At 66.1% G+C, this 16,576-nt stretch carries 17 protein-coding genes and 2 pseudogenes; 9 read left to right on the forward strand and 10 right to left on the reverse strand.

What is annotated here, in order from left to right; all coding sequences use genetic code 11:
• Positions 1 to 236: 236 nt before the first annotated feature.
• Complete coding sequence (locus ACNPQM_RS33450) at positions 237 to 512, forward strand: hypothetical protein (protein ID WP_418086904.1); 276 nt, start codon at positions 237 to 239, stop codon at positions 510 to 512.
• 8 nt (positions 513 to 520) lie between these two features.
• Here the strand turns inward: ACNPQM_RS33450 and ACNPQM_RS33455 are convergent, their stop codons facing one another.
• Positions 521 to 1,018 carry an ISL3 family transposase gene (locus ACNPQM_RS33455; protein WP_418086905.1) on the reverse strand — a complete coding sequence of 166 codons (498 nt, stop codon included), beginning with the start codon at positions 1,016 to 1,018 and terminating at the stop codon, positions 521 to 523.
• A gap of 413 nt (positions 1,019 to 1,431) precedes the next feature.
• Here ACNPQM_RS33455 and ACNPQM_RS33460 point away from each other — a divergent pair, with 413 nt between their 5' ends.
• Both ACNPQM_RS33460 and ACNPQM_RS33465 read left to right on the forward strand, forming a co-directional pair.
• Complete coding sequence (locus tag ACNPQM_RS33460; protein WP_418086906.1) at positions 1,432 to 1,740, forward strand: transposase; 309 nt, start codon at positions 1,432 to 1,434, stop codon at positions 1,738 to 1,740.
• A complete protein-coding gene (locus tag ACNPQM_RS33465; RefSeq protein WP_418086907.1) occupies positions 1,737 to 2,654 on the forward strand; it encodes an IS3 family transposase in 918 nt (305 codons plus the stop codon). Before ACNPQM_RS33460 ends, ACNPQM_RS33465 begins: the two co-directional genes overlap by 4 nt.
• A 428-nt stretch (positions 2,655 to 3,082) precedes the next feature.
• On the opposite strand, the gene ACNPQM_RS33470 is transcribed toward ACNPQM_RS33465, so the two are convergent.
• From ACNPQM_RS33470 to ACNPQM_RS33480, 3 genes are all read right to left on the reverse strand, one after another.
• Positions 3,083 to 3,613 carry a hypothetical protein gene (locus ACNPQM_RS33470; RefSeq protein ID WP_418086908.1) on the reverse strand — a complete coding sequence of 177 codons (531 nt, stop codon included), beginning with the start codon at positions 3,611 to 3,613 and terminating at the stop codon, positions 3,083 to 3,085.
• Positions 3,614 to 3,741: 128 nt separating this feature from the next.
• Complete coding sequence (locus tag ACNPQM_RS33475) at positions 3,742 to 5,397, reverse strand: RHS repeat-associated core domain-containing protein (protein WP_418086909.1); 1,656 nt, start codon at positions 5,395 to 5,397, stop codon at positions 3,742 to 3,744.
• 50 nt (positions 5,398 to 5,447) lie between these two features.
• Positions 5,448 to 6,956 carry a hypothetical protein gene (locus ACNPQM_RS33480; protein ID WP_418086910.1) on the reverse strand — a complete coding sequence of 503 codons (1,509 nt, stop codon included), beginning with the start codon at positions 6,954 to 6,956 and terminating at the stop codon, positions 5,448 to 5,450.
• On the opposite strand from ACNPQM_RS33480, the gene ACNPQM_RS33485 reads away from it, so the two are divergent.
• Both ACNPQM_RS33485 and ACNPQM_RS33490 read left to right on the forward strand, forming a co-directional pair.
• Entirely contained in the window at positions 6,949 to 7,494 is a 546-nt protein-coding gene (locus ACNPQM_RS33485; RefSeq protein ID WP_418086911.1) for an erythromycin esterase family protein, read from the forward strand. The two genes, ACNPQM_RS33480 and ACNPQM_RS33485, sit on opposite strands and share 8 nt — an antisense overlap.
• A gap of 291 nt (positions 7,495 to 7,785) precedes the next feature.
• On the forward strand, positions 7,786 to 8,481 hold the full coding sequence (locus ACNPQM_RS33490) for a DUF899 domain-containing protein (RefSeq protein WP_418086912.1): 696 nt from the start codon (positions 7,786 to 7,788) through the stop codon (positions 8,479 to 8,481).
• Positions 8,482 to 8,537: 56 nt separating this feature from the next.
• On the opposite strand, the gene ACNPQM_RS33495 is transcribed toward ACNPQM_RS33490, so the two are convergent.
• The 3 genes and pseudogenes from ACNPQM_RS33495 to ACNPQM_RS33505 all read right to left on the reverse strand — a co-directional run.
• Entirely contained in the window at positions 8,538 to 8,699 is a 162-nt protein-coding gene (locus ACNPQM_RS33495) for a hypothetical protein (RefSeq protein WP_358862145.1), read from the reverse strand.
• Positions 8,700 to 8,919: 220 nt separating this feature from the next.
• Positions 8,920 to 9,387 carry a group II intron maturase-specific domain-containing protein gene (locus tag ACNPQM_RS33500; RefSeq protein ID WP_418086920.1) on the reverse strand — a complete coding sequence of 156 codons (468 nt, stop codon included), beginning with the start codon at positions 9,385 to 9,387 and terminating at the stop codon, positions 8,920 to 8,922.
• Positions 9,364 to 10,695: pseudogene (locus ACNPQM_RS33505) on the reverse strand (reverse transcriptase domain-containing protein); the annotation flags it as partial. The pseudogene ACNPQM_RS33505 and the gene ACNPQM_RS33500, both read right to left, overlap by 24 nt.
• Before the next feature lie 504 nt (positions 10,696 to 11,199).
• Here ACNPQM_RS33505 and ACNPQM_RS33510 point away from each other — a divergent pair.
• Together ACNPQM_RS33510 and ACNPQM_RS33515 are read left to right on the forward strand one after the other, a co-directional pair.
• A complete protein-coding gene (locus ACNPQM_RS33510; RefSeq protein ID WP_418086913.1) occupies positions 11,200 to 11,658 on the forward strand; it encodes a hypothetical protein in 459 nt (152 codons plus the stop codon).
• Positions 11,655 to 13,250 carry an ISKra4 family transposase gene (locus tag ACNPQM_RS33515; RefSeq protein WP_418086914.1) on the forward strand — a complete coding sequence of 532 codons (1,596 nt, stop codon included), beginning with the start codon at positions 11,655 to 11,657 and terminating at the stop codon, positions 13,248 to 13,250. The genes ACNPQM_RS33510 and ACNPQM_RS33515 overlap by 4 nt, the downstream gene beginning before the upstream one ends.
• 48 nt (positions 13,251 to 13,298) lie before the next feature.
• Here ACNPQM_RS33515 and ACNPQM_RS33520 read toward each other — a convergent pair whose 3' ends face one another.
• Entirely contained in the window at positions 13,299 to 14,750 is a 1,452-nt protein-coding gene (locus tag ACNPQM_RS33520) for an FAD-dependent oxidoreductase (RefSeq protein WP_418086915.1), read from the reverse strand.
• A gap of 322 nt (positions 14,751 to 15,072) precedes the next feature.
• Positions 15,073 to 15,513 (reverse strand): annotated as a pseudogene (locus ACNPQM_RS33525) (IS1380 family transposase); the annotation flags it as partial.
• A gap of 110 nt (positions 15,514 to 15,623) precedes the next feature.
• Between ACNPQM_RS33525 and ACNPQM_RS33530 the strand changes: the two are divergent.
• Complete coding sequence (locus ACNPQM_RS33530) at positions 15,624 to 16,025, forward strand: RidA family protein (RefSeq protein ID WP_020578017.1); 402 nt, start codon at positions 15,624 to 15,626, stop codon at positions 16,023 to 16,025.
• A 66-nt stretch (positions 16,026 to 16,091) separates the two neighbouring features.
• Here ACNPQM_RS33530 and ACNPQM_RS33535 read toward each other — a convergent pair whose 3' ends face one another.
• Positions 16,092 to 16,388 carry a hypothetical protein gene (locus tag ACNPQM_RS33535; RefSeq protein ID WP_418086916.1) on the reverse strand — a complete coding sequence of 99 codons (297 nt, stop codon included), beginning with the start codon at positions 16,386 to 16,388 and terminating at the stop codon, positions 16,092 to 16,094.
• On the opposite strand from ACNPQM_RS33535, the gene ACNPQM_RS33540 reads away from it, so the two are divergent.
• Positions 16,360 to 16,576, forward strand: a 217-nt coding sequence (locus ACNPQM_RS33540) for a hypothetical protein (RefSeq protein WP_418086917.1), incomplete at its 3' end; no start/stop codon positions are given. The genes ACNPQM_RS33535 and ACNPQM_RS33540 overlap by 29 nt on opposite strands.

Here is a 16,576-nt window from a genome sequence, read left to right on the forward strand (position 1 = left end):
GTCCAAGTCCCCAGTCAGTCGCGGGCCGGGCCGGTCAGCTGCCAACGCGACCCTCGCCTGCGAAGCCGATTCCGAACATACGCATCGTGGAGCCTCTGGTAAGTCATCGAGTGGGACCGGTTGCTGTCACTATCGGGTTCTGGCTCACTTTCCGTGGAGGGCTGACTGAGTGTGATGTCAGTGGTGTGGTGGGATGGCCGGACTCTGTTGCCGTGACCTGCTGGGAGTCTGCCTTGATGCCCGTGTACTCGTCTCTGACCCACGCCCTGGCTGAGGCCTTGGTTGATGTCCTGTGGTTCATCGAGGGCAGTGAGGGCGAGCAGATGGATCCGGACGATGCCGTCAAGGTCCTGGAGGGTGTCGCCTACCTGGTCAGCAAGTTGTCGAGCGACCAGCGGAGCGAATTGATCGACCTGCTCGGGACGATGGCCGAAGCGGAGTCCGACCCTGCGCGGCGTGAGTTCCTGGAAGGGTTCCCGGAGGGCTTCGGGCTCCTTGATGATGTGGTCTGACCTGTGTCTTACGAGTAGAGCAGGACGCGTTTGCGGAGGAGGGCGAAGCCGGCCCGGCCGAACATCTGGCGTTGGAGCATCTTGATTCGGTTGACGTGGCCTTCGACGATGCCCGAGCTCCAGGGCAGGGTGAGGCCGGCGATGACGGCATCGAGGTCGCGGTCGATGCATGCGGCGAGGGTGTGGAGGCCGGGGAGGTCGTCTTGCCGGACGGCGTCGAGCCACTGCGGCAGCCGTTCGCCCTGGCGCTCGGTGAGCATCTGGCCGAAGGAGCGGACGTGGCTGGTGAGGGCGTCCATTTCAGGGCAGTGGACCCGAACGGCCTTGAGCCGAAGGTGCTCCGTCTCGGTGAGGGTTTCCGGTCGGCGGAGGATCCATCCGGCGACGACGCGGGGTGACGGTGGCCGAGCGGTGACGGGGCCCGGCGAGAGCCGTTTCTCCCGGAAATAGGCGCGAACCTGCTGGTAGCTGCCCCGATAGCCGAGCGGCACGATCTCCTCCCACATCCTCCAGGCGTTCGTGCAGTCTTGGTTCCAGCGGTCATCCAGGTAGGGCTTGAAGGCGTCGAGTTTGGAGGGCCGGCCCTGCCACTGCCCGTGGAACAGGTCCTCCGGGGTGGCTGCGTCGGCGAGGAGCTTGACGGTGCGTGTCCGTCTTCCATGTAGTTACGACATCAGCAAGGCTCTGAGCTGCAGTATTTGAAGTAGAAGGACAACATGAGATCGACACCTGGTATGGGTATTGACCTGCGATGGTTCCTTCATCCGACATCTCGATCTCTGGTCGGCTAGTGGCTCGTCAGGCAGCCTTGGCCGGGTAATGCGTCCAGGTGCGGATGGGTGAGTCGGGGTGAGGTTCCCCCGAGATGCGGAGTGTGGTGACAGAGGGTCAGATGGTTCTCATGAGAGGAACATCGACCATGGCTGCCCCCAGGAAATACTCGCTCGAGTTGCGTGAGCGTGCGGTACGGATGTACCGCACCGCCGGCCCGAAGCCGCAGATCAAGAAACTGGCCGTCGATCTCGGCGTGCATCCGGAGGCCCTGCGCGGTTGGATCCGGCAGGCCGAGGCCGACGCCGGCGAGCGCGATGACCGGCTGACCACCGAAGAACGCGCCGAGCTCACCGCGCTGCGCAAGGAGAACGCCCAGCTCAAGCGGGCGAACGAGGTCCTGCGGACGGCCTCGGCTTTTTTCGCGGCCCAGCTCGACCCGACCCGGTCCAGGTGACGGCGCTCCTCGACGAGCACCCGCACCTGGGGGTCGAGCCCGTACTCCGGGAACTGTCCGTCCCCTCCTCGACCTACTACCGCTGGCGCCGTGCCGAACGCGAGCCGTGCGAACGCGTGCGCCGGGACGCGGAACTCACCGAGCAGATCAAGGAGATCCACGCCGACTCGGGCGGGATCTACGGCTCGCCGCGCGTGCATGCCGTGCTCAAGCGTGAGGGCGTTCACGTGGGCCGCAAGCGGGTCGAGCGCCTGATGCGCGAGGCCGACCTCGCTGGGATCAGCCCGCGTCGCAAGGGTTTCACGCGCCGGGACCGCAAGGCCACCCTGGCCCCGGACCTTGTCCAGCGCGACTTCACCGCGAGTGCACCGAACCGGCTGTGGGTCACCGACCTGACGATGATCGCGACCGGCGAGGGCCCGTTGTGGCTGTCCGCGATCCGGGACGCGTTCTCCCGCCGGGTGGTGGCCTGGGAGACCTCCGCCCGCGCGGACGCCGACCCGGTGCTGTCCACGCTCGAGTACGCCCTCGCTTCCCGCGAGGTCGAGCCCGGAAAGCTCATTCATCACGCGGATCACGGCTGTCAATATACGTCGATCAAGCTCACAACTCGCCTGCTGCGATCGGGAGTTCAGGCATCCATGGGCTCGGTCGGAGACTCGTACGACAACGCCCTCGCGGAGAACCTGTGGATGATCACCAAGACGGAGTGCATCCGCGGCCGCGTCTTCGCCACCCGGGCCGAGACGAACCTGGCGCTGTTCGAGTACATCGATGGCTTCTATAACTCCCGGCGCATCCAGAAACGGCTCGGCTACCTCAGTCCGATCGAGTTCGAGGAGAAGCACTACGCCGACCAGGCAACGGCCGAACGAACGAACCTGAAACCCCGTCAACCCGCCATGACCAGATGATCAGCACCTCCCGCACGCCGGGGGAACCTCAGGGGCGAAGTTGGTCTACGGTTCGGTGCGGGCATTGCGCGGACCGCCCCCGACCACCAAGCCGAGATGACCATCCGCTTCGCCATCTGGGACCAGATCACCGGCGCTGTCGGCCAGCCCACCACGGCCTGAACACAGGCCCGGACCGCAAGCCCACCATGCCCCGACACACCGGCAGACACCCCCACATCCAACAACGTGACAGCGCCGTCGTGCGGGATGCAAACGCGGAGGCATACCCGCTCAGGTCGGCGGCCCGCAGCGTGCGGCTGACTCGGTCCATCGGTCCCACCCCTCGCGTGTGAACCGGTGCCGTTCCCCCGATCCCCTGGTTCCTCGGGAGGACCGCAGGTCTTCCACGTCCTCCCAACAAGCCAGCGGAACCGGGTGCCAGATCATCACGGGTTCGCGCCGTGATCAGCGTCATGTCTTCGGACAGGCCTGCTATCGACCGAAGTCGGGGTCGCCAGAAGTGCGCTTGTAGCGACATGAAAAGGAATAGGGATCCCCCCGTCCGCCTCGACACTCCCATTCATCTGCAGCTTCCCCTGCTCCAAGGTGAACGGCAGAAGCTGATGGTCGTTCTGATGGTCGAAACGAAGCACCAGGTAGGGCGGCAGGCCAGGATCTTTGTTGATCGCATGCCATTTTCCGTCGGCCGAACGGTGCGTCACCTTCGCGTCCGGCACGGGGCCGTCCCACGCGACCGGGACACCCTTGGCGGAAAAGGTGTAGTCGTCACGCAGTCGAATGACGGGCGAGCCGCATTCCGACGCCCCGCCCCCGTCCCACCGACCGACCAATTGGGAATGCTGTACGGCCTTCGGAAAGACAGGGGCGGGCCGGCCTGGCCCACAAGCGGTCGAGGCGATTACCGTCAAAGCGGCAGTCGCAAGGCCCGCACCGATGCGAAATACGTCGAGCTTCACGCCATCTACTTCCAGTCGTTCCGGGTGGCGGGGCTGCCCCTCAGGGATCCCTGGGGAGCAGCCCCGCCGTTTTTCAAGGCGCGTCCCGACCGGTCAACCGGCGGGAACGAGCGCGCGTCGGCCTGCCGTCAGAAGAGGCTGCCCAGGAAACTCGTCACGGTGTCCAGGAAGCTACTCGATTCCTCCGACGACGAGGACGAGGACTGCGACGGAGCCTTGGGATCGTTGAGGTCGACCGTCTCCGTCCACGTGATGTCCTGCGACTTCGTACTGAAACGCCCCGACTTGTAATACGAATTGAGGGGTTTGGCGATGTTCTCTTTCCACCAGTCGCTGTACCCGCCGAGCTCCGGGGCAATATGCGTTCCAGAGTTCATGGTGCTGTCGTTGTCCACATGGAACTGAATGGTCGCCGTCCCTGCCTCCTTGTCGACGGACTTGACCGTGTAGTCCATGTTGTAGGAACCGAGGAACGCCGCGGACATGTTCGACGTGAAGTCCATGAAGACGGTCTTGGAGTTCAGCGAGTGCTTCAGACCGTTATTCTCCATCACCTTCGTTTCCTTGTTGTACGTCTGGGTCACGTTCGCACCCAGATTGTAGTTGCCGTTGTTGATGTTGTCGGCCGCGATCTCCCGCACGCGCTGGACGTGGTAGTGGTCCATGAGCGTCTGCGTGAAGGCGTCGTTCCCGCCGAAGTCCCGCTTCTTGGGGCCGGTGCCCGAGACCCATTCGAATCCCAGATCCACTGCGTTGGGATTACCGGGAGTTCCGAAGCATCCAGGGCACTGGTCCCGAAGGATCGGCTCCGCGGACATCACGGGGCTCGCAAGCGCGTCCGCGGCAGTCGTGACGGTGCCGACCCAAGCAGAGGCGAAGTTGTCGTCCCAGGGGCAGAAGGAGCCTCCTTCGCACCAGTTGTGCCCGTCGATCTCGACGCCGCTGATCGGGTTGCCGCCGGTGAAGGCGTAGCGGTTCCCTGTGAAGGGATCCGATCCCAGCCGCATGTCGGACAGGGCGCCGTTGTACATGTCCCGGCTGGTGAAGCGGTTCAGGCCGGGGCTGTAGTCACGGAAGCCCATGTCGTAGGTGCCGCTGGAGGCGTCCCAGCGCTTGGCGTTGAAGCGGTAGGGGTTGTAGGCCTCCTTGTCGGGCTGGACGGTGTCGGGCTTGTCGATGCCGGTGAACTCGGCGTCGTTGTTGGTGCCGTAGGCGGTGTAGCCGTAGGTGGACTTGGTGTCACCGCTCGTGTCGGTGAGGGTTTCGACGTCGGTGTGGCCGTTGTAGCCGTAGACGCCGAGTTCCTCGGTGCCGTCGGTGTTGCGCTTCAGCTGCGTCAGGCGTTCGCCCCAGGGGCTGTACTGGTAGGACTTGGTGACCTCGCCGGCAACGGCCTCGTTGAGAACCTCGCTGGAGGTACCGAGGTAGTTGAAGTCGGTGGTTTTGCCGGCCTCCGTCTTGGACGCCGTGCGGTCCAGGGGGTCGAAGAGGTAGGTGGTGGTCTTCGTCGTGATCCCGTCGGTCTGCAGCTTGGCGTTCTTGACCACATGGTCGAAGCCGTCGTAGTCCCGGTCCTCGACCACCTTGCCGGCCGCGACGACCGTGTCCAGTCGGCCGTACGGGTCGTAGTTGTAGCTGTTGCTCGCGGCGCCGATGCTCGAGCTGAGGAGCCGGTTGCGGTCGTAGGTGTAGTTGGTCGTGACGTTCTTGATCGTCTGGGTGACGACGTTGGCGTTGTTGTCGTGGACGTAGGTCTCGGTGCCCGCGCCGGTTCCCGTCTTCACGGACTGGGCGAGCCGGTTGACCGGGTCGTAGGTGTAGTCCGTGGTGGAATTCAGGTACGCGCCGTGTTGTCGGCGTTCATCTTGGACGCGACGTCCTGCGCCTGGTTGCCGTTGGCGTCGTAGGCGTAGGTGTGCGAGGAGACCAGGGTGCCGTTGGGCTTCTTCTCGGTCTGGGTCTTCAGCGCCGCGTTCAGGTAGTAGGTGTAGTCGACCGTGTTGCTGTTGGCCTTGGTCTCCTTCAGCCGCAGGCCGCGGTCGGTGTAGGTGTATTCGGTGGTCTTCGGCGAGGCGTCCGAGGCGGACTTGCCGACCTTCACCGTCTTGACCAGCTCACGCAGGTCGTAGATGTACTGCGCGTACTGGTCCGGGTGGGTCGTCGTCTCCTTCTGGCCGTTGGCGTCGTAGGTGAACGACGTGGCCTTCTTCTCGATGCCGGACAGCGACTCGCTGACCTTCTGGACCTGGTTCAGCCCGGTGTAGGTCATCGAGTACGTGTCGATCTTGGCGCCCGAGGAGGTGTCCGCGATCGTGGTGAGGTTGCCGTTGAGGTCGTACGAGTAGGTGAAGTTCTTCTTCTCGTTGTCCGTCTCGGTGGCAGTGCGGACGATCTTCACCGCGTCGGCGACGACCTTGCCGGAGGCGTCGGTCGCCAGGGTGATCTTGGACGTGTTCCCCTGCTTGAAGGTGAACGCGCCCAGCGAGACCCAGGTGCCGCCGCCGGTGGTCTGGTTGACCGTCTTGGCGGTGGTGCCGGCGTCGTGGGTGACGGTGTACTTCGCCGCCGTGGAGGCGCCCGAGGTTGTCGGGTACTTCGCGTAGGCGGTGTAGCTGCCGTCCTGCGGGACGTTCAGGGTCCAGGTGAACGTGTCCGTCGACGTCCCCGCCGCGTGGGTGCGGTGGTCGTAGGCCTGCTGGCCGGTGGCCGATGCCGTGGCCCAGGTGCCGGTCGCCGAGGTGGTCTGGGTGTCGGAGTTGTCGGCCACCACCACGTGGGCGCCGACCGGCACGCCGTCGTCGGAGCGGGCCTGGAGGCTGCCGTCGGGGTAGTACGCCCAGCCCTGGGTCCGCGAGCTGGAGCCGCCGGCGGAGGTGAGGGTGCGCGAGACCTGCTGGCCGGTTTGGTTGTAGCCGTAGGAGGTGACGATGTCCCACGGGTCGGTGGACGTCTTGGTCCAACCGTTGTCGAAGTAGGTGTAGTCGGTGTCGTTGCGGACCGTCTGACCCGCCGACGGCGGCGCGGAGACCCGCGAGGTGTGGCCGACCGCGTCGTAGGTCGTCTGGGTGTAGACGTTGGGGTCGTTGTAGCGCGCGTCCGCCGGGTCGTAGGGCTGGAACTGCTTGACCGGGCGGTTGAGCTTGTCGTACTCGGTGCGGCTGGTGAAGTCGTCCACGGTCGCGGTGGCGGTGCCGCGCGGGCTGATCACCTTGGTGGGGTTGCCCATGTGGTCGTACTCGAACTTCGTGATGCGAAGGGTGCTGCCCGAGTAGGGGACCCGCTGCGACCGGGAGGAGCACGCCTGGGTCCTCCAGCACTCCCGGGTCATCGCCCAGGTGGGCACCGAGTTCGGCTACGACCTCTTCGACCCGGCTGAGATCCCCCAGGCCATGCGCTACCGCGACCGGGTCATGGCCGAGAACACCGTGTGGTGGCAGCGGCAGACCGGTCACCGGATGCTGCTCTCCGCCCACGACGGACATGTCGCCTACGAGTCCGGCGATCCGGCGAACTACCCCACCTCACAGGGCGCGTTCCTGCGCGACATGGTCGGCGACGACTACCTCACCGCCGGCTTCACCTTCGGGCAGGGCTCGTTCAACGCGAACGACATGACCGACCCCGCCGAGCCGGTCCGGGTCTTCTCGGTGGGACCGTTGGAACCGGGAAGCAACGAGCACACACTGAACGCGGTGTCCCCCGGCGACTACTACCTCGACCTGCGTACGACACCCGCGCCCGCCCGCGCCTGGCTGGCCGAGCCGCGGCCGACCCGGTTCATCGGAACCGCCTGGCCCACAGAACCCCTGCCCGTGCGCCTCGCACCTTCATTCGACGTGCTCTTCCACCTCCACCGCATCACCGCTGCTGACCTTCTCTGAAGGTCGAACCGTCCTTGCGGTCCGGCAGAATGCCGTGGCGCACGCCCTTGCACGAACCGGAGGGCACAGCGGGGTGTCCGCGGATCTGTGTGCCAATTGCTACGCGCGCTGCTGCGGCGCGCGGACCTGCCCTGGGCTGGCGCTCCGACCCGACTACTCGACCGCCTCGGCTTGCCCGCCCAAATGCCGTCGGCACCATAGTCGGCAACGCCGGCCACCGACGAGTTCCGGGGGCTGGTGGAGTCTGCCTCTGCACAGGCGAAAGCCGCACACGAGCTCTGTGAGGGAACCATGACCACGCACGCACTACCACCCGTCGTCGACGCCGCGACTTGGGAGCGCCAACTCGAGGCACTGCGTGCCAGGGAGAAGGCCGCGACGCGGGAACTTGACGCGATCGCGGCCGAGCGCCGTCGTCTGCCGATGGTCGAGATGCCCGATTACACCCTCGAAGGGGAGGACGGCCTTGTTCGACTGGTGGACGTCTTCGAAGGCAAGAGGCAACTAATCGTCTACAACCACATGTGGTTCGCGGGCAAGGAATGGCAGTGCCCGGGCTGCACGGGGTTCACCTCGCAATACACCCGCCTGGAGTTCCTGGACAACTACGATGCTCGATTCGTCGTCGTCACCCAAGGCCCGATCAAAGAGGCACTCGCCTACAAGCAGCGGGTCGGCAACCAGATGGCGTGGTACTCGACTGCCAACAGTTCATTCGGGGCCGACGTCGGTGCACCGCCCGACGGAGGATTCGCGGTCAACGTGTTCCTGCGCGACGGCGACACCGTCTATCGCACCTGGCAGACCAACGGGCGGGGGGCCGAGCAACTCAGTCACACCTTCGCGCTGATCGATGTCCTGCCGTACGGACGGCAGGAGGAATGGCAGGACTCGCCCGAGGGCTGGCCTCAGTCGCCCACCTACAGCCGGTGGACGACGTCCAAAGACATCGCTGGGCTCTATGGCTCGGGCTCTGGCGGCGACTGAACGAACTTGCATCACGACCGACGAACGTTGAACTCGGAGCAGACGCACCATGCGCTTCAGTCGCTGAAGCGCATGGTGGCACCCCACCGCATCTCGTCGAACTCGGCGTCGGAAACGACGGCCCGTCCGTCCAGGTCCACGCCGGCGACTCCTACAGCACCGGCGAACGCCGCCGGCCCGTCAACCGTGACGAAGCAGTGGAAACTTGCGTGGGGCACGTCCCAGGGCCTGGACGGGCGCGTGCTCGCCGTGCGGTCCGGAACGGGTAGTGCGAGGCGCGCAGCGAGATGTGGTGGGTGGCAGCGACGGCAGTGGGGGGGTGTCTGTTGAGTCGGCACGGAGCGCGGTGCCGGTGTTGCCACCGTCCGTTTCTCCGTGCCGCTCGCCGAACCCGGCGTACCCGTTTCCGAGTACCGGGCTCTCCACGGACTCTGCCGTTCAGGCGTGGTTGAGGTGGGTCCAGGGGGTGGGGATCGTGTTGCCTCTATAGCGGTAGCGGGTGACCGTCACCGCTTGGAGGTCGAACAGTTCGATCCCGTCTGCCGAGGGCCTTTGCCACCGTCCGTTGTGGTCGGTGAGGCGCCGACGGACGTCCTTCCACTTCCAGCGATGCAGCGCCATCCACCAGCTGATCACCCGGTGCCATGTGAAGCTGGCCAGGGAGCTCAGGGCGGCTTTGCAGACCGCGTGCTTGAAGTAGTTGGCCCAGCCGCGCATGATCTGGTTGAGCCTGATCAGCACGTCCCTGGGGTTCTGCTGCGATGTTCTGTTCGTCAGGGCACGGATCTTGTCCTTCAACTGCCGGATGGGCCGGTCGGCGATGAAGGTGTAGACGTGCCACTTGTCCGTTCCTCGCTTGCGTCGCCACTGGATGCGGAACCCAAGGAAGTCGAACCCTTCCGACATGTGCACCACCTGCGTCTTCGCTTCGGAGAGACGAAGACCGAGCGGTTGCAGCACATCGGCAATGTCCTCGCGCAACGCCTCGACATCGTCGCGTCCACCGTCGGTCAGGACGACGAAGTCGTCCGCGTAGCGGACGACTCGATAGTTCGGACGTCCGGTGGCACGGCGGCGCCTGCGCAGGTGGCTGGTGGCCATCTCCCCGCCGGGCTCCCACGGTCAGGTCAGGTGCTTGTCGAGCGCTGACAGGGCGATGTTCGCCAGGAGTGGGGAGAGGATGCCGCCCTGCGGGGTGCCGGTGATGGTGTCCTCGCGGTTGTTGTCCTCGGTGAGGACGCCGGCCTTGAGGAACGCCTTGACCAGCCGCAGCACGCGCTTGTCCTTGACCCGGCCTCGCACTCGGTCCATCAGGGCCGCGTGGTCGATCGAGTCGAAGCACGCCTCGATGTCCGCGTCCAGGACCCATCGGTAGCCGTGGGTGCCGTAGAAGTGGATCTCGGCGATCGCGTCGTGTGCCCGTCGCAGGGGCCGGAACCCGTAGGAGACCGGCTTGAAGTCGGCCTCGAAGATCGGCTCCAGCACCAGCTTGAGGGCTGCCTGGACCACGCGGTCGGTGATGGTCGGAATGCCTAGGCTTCTGACCTTGCCCGAGCCGCCCGGCTTGGGGATCTTCCGTTCGCGCACCGGCAGCGGGCGGAACTCACCCGATTTAAGTACGTTCCGAAGGTCCTCCAGGAACCCGTAAGGGCCAATCTCTCGCTGGACATTGACGGCGGTTATGCCGTCCACTCCGGGCGTTTTGGCCCCCTTGTTTCCCGCGACCCGTTCGAACGCTGCCAGGAGCGTCGCCGGGTCGCACACGAGGTTGAACAGATCGTCGAACCTGCGGCCTTCGTCGGCCGCCGCCCAACGGCGAAGTTTGGCCTGCATCCCCGATACCCGCTGGTGAGACCCCATCGGGGCATCCGGTGCACCGCTGTTCAGCGGTGCGTCTTTCGGCATTGCAGTCTCCCTTCCTTCTCGATTCCGCTGCCGCCCTTCCCCATGTGCCGGGCTCTCCCCGGCTCGGAGTACTACGGCGGCTCCGCCCCGTTCCGGCCCGGTCGGCCGACGGTGGGCCCAGCCTGTGACCGCGCTGGCAGCGTTGCCGCAGGTCAGGACCGGAACGGTTCCCGTGTTCACGTGTTGTTCGATCGATGGATTAGGAGCCCGGCTATACCCCCGCGGCATCGCCACGACTACCCCGCAGCACTTCGTCGTGGCCTCCCCGGACGACACATAGCAATCGCCCGAGAAGTTCCCCGCCCCCATAGCAAGGCAGGGACGCACCGCATCCAGCCCAGATCCGCCAGGTTCGAGCTGGTGACGAGTAAGGAGGCGTCAACGCCGGTTCCTCGCGTACTCCTTTCCGTCTCGCTTGCCGGACCCGCACCATCTGGCAGTGCTGATACGTCCCGGCTTTGTCAGGGCCGCTTGCCACCCTCCCCGGCACCTCCCGGGTCAGGCTGCCCTCAGCTTCAACCGCCCTGCTGCGACAGGACGGCGGTGGCGTCCTTTCATCGCCACTCGAACAACTCGCGCTTCACGGCGCACCTATGTCCTTCGTCAAGGACGTGGTGCGGGGTTTGAGGCTGTTTGGGGTGGTCATGTGGCGATTGTGATGCTGTGGGTTCGGGGTTGGGTGCGGTTCGGAATGAGTGACCTTTTGGGTGGTTTGGCATAGGTATCTGCCGTCTCGGGCGGGTTGGGTTCCTAGCGTGCTGGTGTCGGGGCCGTCGGGGTGGCGGCCCGGGTATGGGTGCGAAGGAGCCTTGGGTGGGATCAGTGTTGGAACAGTTGAAGCGCCGGGAGGCGGCGGCGCTGGCTCGGGTGGAGGAGCTGCGGGCGAAGGCGCAGGACGTGGCCAATCGGCTGGATGCGGCCCGCGATGAGCTGTCGAGGCTGGAGATCGCGCGACGGACGGTGGCCGAGGTACTGGCCGGTGAACCGGGCGGGGAGGCTGCCGGTGAGGACGTCGCGCCGCCGAGTGGTCCTGCGCTCGGAGCGCGCGGGTCACTGCGCGATGTGACGGTCTATCAGCGGATCGTATCCGTGTTCGTGACGGCCTCGGGGCCGTTGCGGTCGCGGGACGTGTGCGATGCCCTGGGCATCGGGGTGGAGGCGCGGTACACCGAGGCGATGCGTTCCAAGCTCAAGCGTCTGGTGGCCGACGGGACGCTGGTCGAGGTGGAGCCGGGGCTGTTCGCTCGCACCACCGTGGAGACCGCCGCGTGAACGCGGGCCGTGGTGGGGACGAGTCGGACTCGGCGGCCGGCCTGGAGCAGGTGATCAGGTCCTTCGCGGCATCGTGGAACCTGTTCGGTGCGCTGGTGGAGGACTTGCACGACGAGTCCGCGGACCGGCTGACGCACGCGCAGTTGGAGGGCCTGATCGCTTCGCGCGGGCGGGAGGTGATGCGACGACTGCTGCAGGACCATCTGGACCTGCGGTTCACGTGCGAGCCGCGACTGACTCGAGTGACGGGCACGGACCAGGTGACGCGCCGCAGGATCGAGCCGGGGCATGAGCGGCTGCTGGCCACGGTGTTCGGCACGGTGACCGTGGCCCGGACCGCCTACCGCGCGCTGGGTGCCTCCAACCTCCATCCGATGGACGCCGTCTTGAACCTGCCCGCCGAGCGGTCCAGCCACGGACTACGGCAGCTGGCCGCCCTGGAGGCGGTGCGCGGCAGCTTCGACGATGCCCAGCGGGCGATCGAGCGCGGCTGCGGCACCAGGATCGGCAAACGGCAGATCGAACAGCTCACGGTGCGGGCCGCCGTCGATGTCGAGGCGTTCTACCGCGCCCGGGCCCCAGAGCCGTGCACGGCGGACACGCTGCTGGTGCTCTCGGTCGACGGCAAGGGCGTCGTCATGCGCCCCGAAGCGCTGACCGACGCCACGCGCAAGGCGGCTGAGGCCAAGGGCGGCAACAAGATGCGCACCCGGCTGTCAGGCGGGGAGAAGAACGGCCGCAAGCGCATGGCCATGCTCGGCGCCGTCTACGACGTCGGCCCCGCGCCTCGGGCCGTCGACGACGTCATCACTCCACCCCCGGACCCCGACAGCGACGGCCCGGCCGGGCGCAATCGCGGACCCGAGGCGTTCAACAAGTGGCTGACCGGCAGCGTCACCGACAACACCCAGAGCGTGATCTCGGCGGTGTTCGACCAGGCCGAGCAGCGCGACCCGATCCACGCCCGCACCTGGATCGTCCTGGTCGACGGCGCGAAGGCACAGATCGACCAGATCCACACCGAGGCCGAACTGCGCGGCGTCAGCGTGCACATCGTCGTGGACTTCGTCCACGTCCTCGAATACCTGTGGAAAGCCGCCTGGTGCTTCCATGCCGCGAACGACCCCGCCGCCGAGAGCTGGGTCGCCGCCCAAGCCCGCAGTGTGCTGGCCGGCGACAGCGAACAGGTCATCGCCGACATCCGTACCGCCGCCAAGACGGCCGTCCTCGGCGAGGACAAGCTCAAGACCATCGAGGCGGTCTGCGGCTATCTGGAGAGCAAAAGCCCCTACCTGCGGTACGACACCGCGCTGACCCGTGGCTGGCCGATCGCCACCGGCATCATCGAGGGCGCCTGCCGCCACCTGGTCAAGGACCGCCTCGACATCACCGGGGCCCGCTGGTCACTCGCCGGAGCCGAAGCCGTCCTGAAACTGCGAGCCCTGATCAGCAACGGCGACTTCGACCCCTACTACGCCTGGCACCTCAAACAGGAACACCGTCGTGTCCACCAAGCCCGCTACCAGGACAGACTCCGCCTCGCAGCCCCTCGCGCGTCGGCTCACTCTCGGACTCAACATCAAGCAGCCTAGCGATCTTGAACGTTCGTCGTCCAACAGGCCGCTACCCAAGCTGAAGAGCTACATCTGGGCTCTGGCGTACCGCAGTGCGATCTCCTGGAAGACCTGGGCCTGCGTCGGGTAGCAGTGAACCGTTTCGGCCAGTACCTCCAGCGGCACCTGGTTCATGATTGCCAGCGTAAGCTCGGTGATCATCTCACCGGCGTGCGCCGCCACAAGCGTCGCTCCTGCGATCTCGCTGCTGCCGCTGCGCGTGTATATCGCCCCGAATCCCTCCTCCTCGCCGTCGATGAACGCCCGCGCCACCTTGTCCAGGTCGAGCCGGTAAGCGTCGATGGCGACACCTTCGTTGCGGGCTCGGCGCGGAGTTAGGCCCACCTCGGCCACCTCGGGATCGGTGTAGGTGCAGTGGGGAATGACGAGCTCTCGTGCCGGGCGATGTGCTCCGTCCAGCGCGTTCGCGATACAGAGCCGCGCTGTCGCATTGGCCGCGTGCGTGAACTTCTGCGGGAAGGTTGCATCGCCAATGGCATAGATGTTGGGGTTGCTGGTGCACAGGTATTCATCTACCTCCACGCCATCCCCGTCGGCGTGCACCCCTGCCGCGCCCAGGCCCAGGTGCTCCACGTGCGCCTTGCGGCCGGTGCCGAACAGCAGCGCATCATAGGGCAGCTCGCGCGTCTCGCCGGTGCCCTGCGCCAGCAAACGGCCGGCGCCCGCCCGTACTGCCTTGAACCCCAGATGGAGCCTTAGCCCCTCCTGCTCGAACCGGCGACGGATCAGCTCACTGACCTCCTGCTCATCATTGGGCAGCAGGGTCCTGGAGTGGCTGACCAGGTCCACCTCGCTGCCGAGACGGCGGAAGGCCTGGGCCAGCTCGCATCCCATCGGACCGCTGCCGATGACGACCAGCCTGGCTGGCAGCTCGGTCAGTGAGAAGACGGTCTCGTTGGTCAGGTACTCGCCTGTCCGCAGTCCCTCGATGGGGGGCACCACGGGGTCCGATCCGGTGGCGATCACGGCCGTCCGAAATCGCAGTAGCCTGCCCTCGACCTCCATGGCATTCGGCGCGGTGAAGCGCGTGTGCCCGAGGTAGACCTCCGCCCCCGCTTGCTCGGCCACCTCGACCGCATCGCCTGCGCTGCTGAGGGAACGCATCTTGCGGACCCGATCCATGACCGAGCCGAAATCAGTTTGGGGTGGGGCGTCGAGCCGAAAGCCGAACTCGGCCCCGCGGCTCGCATCGTGCACCGCGCGTGCGCAGCGAATCAGCGCTTTGCTCGGCGTGCAGCCGAAGTTGACACAGGTGCCCCCGGTCAGTCGCTGCTCGGTCATAGCGACGCGGTGCCCGCCTGCGGCAGCAGTTATGGCGGCGGTGAGGCCGCCCGGTCCGCCGCCGAGCACCACCAGGTCGTAGTCACCACCTTCGCGGTTGACCCAGTCAGGTGGGTGCCCCTGGCGGATCGTCCGCTGGTTGTGAACGTCATCGGGGTAGAGCTCGATAGTCGTCATGGCGCACCCTTCGTGGGCCAGGTTGGACGAGTTCCCGAGCGATCACGGGCGCACAGGTCCAAAATGTCGACCACATGGTGCAAATTGCCGTGATACGGGCAGTTTCGCCACGTGGCGGTGATCGTCGACGCCACGCTGAAGAGTGGGTCCGTCGCCGAGAGCTGCCGTGGCGCACACGTGTCAGGCGGGCTGTCGCACCGTCGTCCCACGACGATTGTCGATCAGGTTCCGCCAGAGTGCATCCGCGCCGCGGCGTGCGATATCGCTTGCCGAGCCTTCGACGTGCGCGTGCAACGCCCACCCGAGCCCGGTAATGTGGTCGGTCGGTGGCGGTATTCAAGCCCGCGTTCCCCACACAGAGCAGCCTGGCGAGGGCTTCGCTGTCGGCGATGTCGGGGCGGTCCAGGAACACCGGTAGTGGGTGGTAGCCGTAGGTTTTCTTCCAGGTCGCTGCCGCGTTCTGTTGGAGTGGTCCATGGTGATGGTGGCATCGACATCAATGTGCAGCCACCCACCCGCGGCGGGTGCGGCACCGGCCGCCCACGCCTATGCCCGCGCGGCCGTGGCGACCAGATCGGCGAACACCGCCCGGCTCGTACACCCACGGACCCTTGTACGTGTCCGCGAGCACGGCCGCGACCTGCACCGAAAGTGTGGTCAGGTCGGCGAGTTCGCGCACCATTCCCATCCCGGCATGCGACACGACACCCAGGCCGTCAGCAGAGATTCGTACCCAGCCTGGCGTGTGGAGCCCTTCAGAAATCCTACTTCTGTCTTGCAGGACAGACACTTTCGCATTTCGCACGCACTCATCGGCGGACTTTCGCGAAAAATCCAGGCTTGACTGACGCCATACAGACAAGGAGCGAACGCATGGAACGGGAAATCATCCGGGTCGAACCCATCGACAGCAATTTCGAGAAGTGGGGCGCGCCGGTGTCGACCTGTACCCGGGCCGGCAACATGGTGTTCATCTCGGGCATGCCGCCTTTCGACCCCGACACCGGGGAACTCGTCCCGAACGCGCCGTTCGAACGCCAGGTCGAGCTCATCCTCACCCAGATTAAGAAGGCGCTCGAGGCCGCCGGCTCGGACCTCGACCATGTGCTGAAGTGCAACGCAATGTGCATCTCGGCCGACCACTTCAACGCTTTCAACGAGGTCTACAAGCGCTTTTTTCCGAACAACCCGCCTGCCCGCATCTTCTTCTGCGTGCCGGAGTGGACGGGCCCGTTCGACATCGAGGTCGACTGTATCGCCGTCACGAAGGACTGAGGGCTGGGACAACATGACCGCGCCGCGCGACGATCATGAACCAGACGGTGCAGGCCCTGGTCCCCGTCAACGCCGCCGCGGTGCGGGCGGGCCGGCCCGACGCCCCCTCGCCATGGACAGCACACCGAGCCTGGTGCCCTGACCTACCAGATCGCCGCCGCGCTCTACCAGCACCGGCAGGTCGCCACCACCCATCTGCAGCACATGCTCGCCCCACACATACACAGCACCCAGATCCTGCCACAGCACCCAGATCCTGCGCCGGACCAGGAAGCTGCGCGAGCAGGGCCTGGCCCCCGCCGCCGAGAGCTGGGTCGCCGCCCAAGCCCGCAGTGTGCTGGCCGGCGACAGCGAACGGGTCATCGCCGACATCCGTACCGCCGCCAAGACGGCCGTCCTCGGCGAGGACAAGCTCAAGACCATCGAGGCGGTCTGCGGCTATCTGGAGAGCAAAAGCCTGAGTGTGCCGATTATTACGTCCGTGCAGGTCACCCCGCCGACGGCGGTGATCGCCGTCTGCGGCAGGATCGGTCGTCGTGCTGCTTCGCCTG

Source organism: Streptomyces sp. NPDC056231, assembly GCF_048270745.1.
GTDB lineage: Bacteria > Actinomycetota > Actinomycetes > Streptomycetales > Streptomycetaceae > Streptomyces.

Excerpts from the sequence above, each read along its gene's own strand:
- ACNPQM_RS33450 (WP_418086904.1), top strand. The coding sequence starts at position 237 with ATGCCCGTGTACTCGTCTCTGACCCACGCCCTGGCTGAGGCCTTGGTT.
- ACNPQM_RS33520 (WP_418086915.1), bottom strand. The coding sequence starts at position 14,750 with ATGACGACTATCGAGCTCTACCCCGATGACGTTCACAACCAGCGGACG.
- ACNPQM_RS33455 (WP_418086905.1), bottom strand. The coding sequence starts at position 1,018 with ATGTGGGAGGAGATCGTGCCGCTCGGCTATCGGGGCAGCTACCAGCAG.
- ACNPQM_RS33535 (WP_418086916.1), bottom strand. The coding sequence starts at position 16,388 with ATGACCCGTTCGCTGTCGCCGGCCAGCACACTGCGGGCTTGGGCGGCG.
- ACNPQM_RS33500 (WP_418086920.1), bottom strand. The coding sequence starts at position 9,387 with ATGTCGGAAGGGTTCGACTTCCTTGGGTTCCGCATCCAGTGGCGACGC.
- ACNPQM_RS33460 (WP_418086906.1), top strand. The coding sequence starts at position 1,432 with ATGGCTGCCCCCAGGAAATACTCGCTCGAGTTGCGTGAGCGTGCGGTA.
- ACNPQM_RS33530 (WP_020578017.1), top strand. The coding sequence starts at position 15,624 with ATGGAACGGGAAATCATCCGGGTCGAACCCATCGACAGCAATTTCGAG.
- ACNPQM_RS33490 (WP_418086912.1), top strand. The coding sequence starts at position 7,786 with ATGACCACGCACGCACTACCACCCGTCGTCGACGCCGCGACTTGGGAG.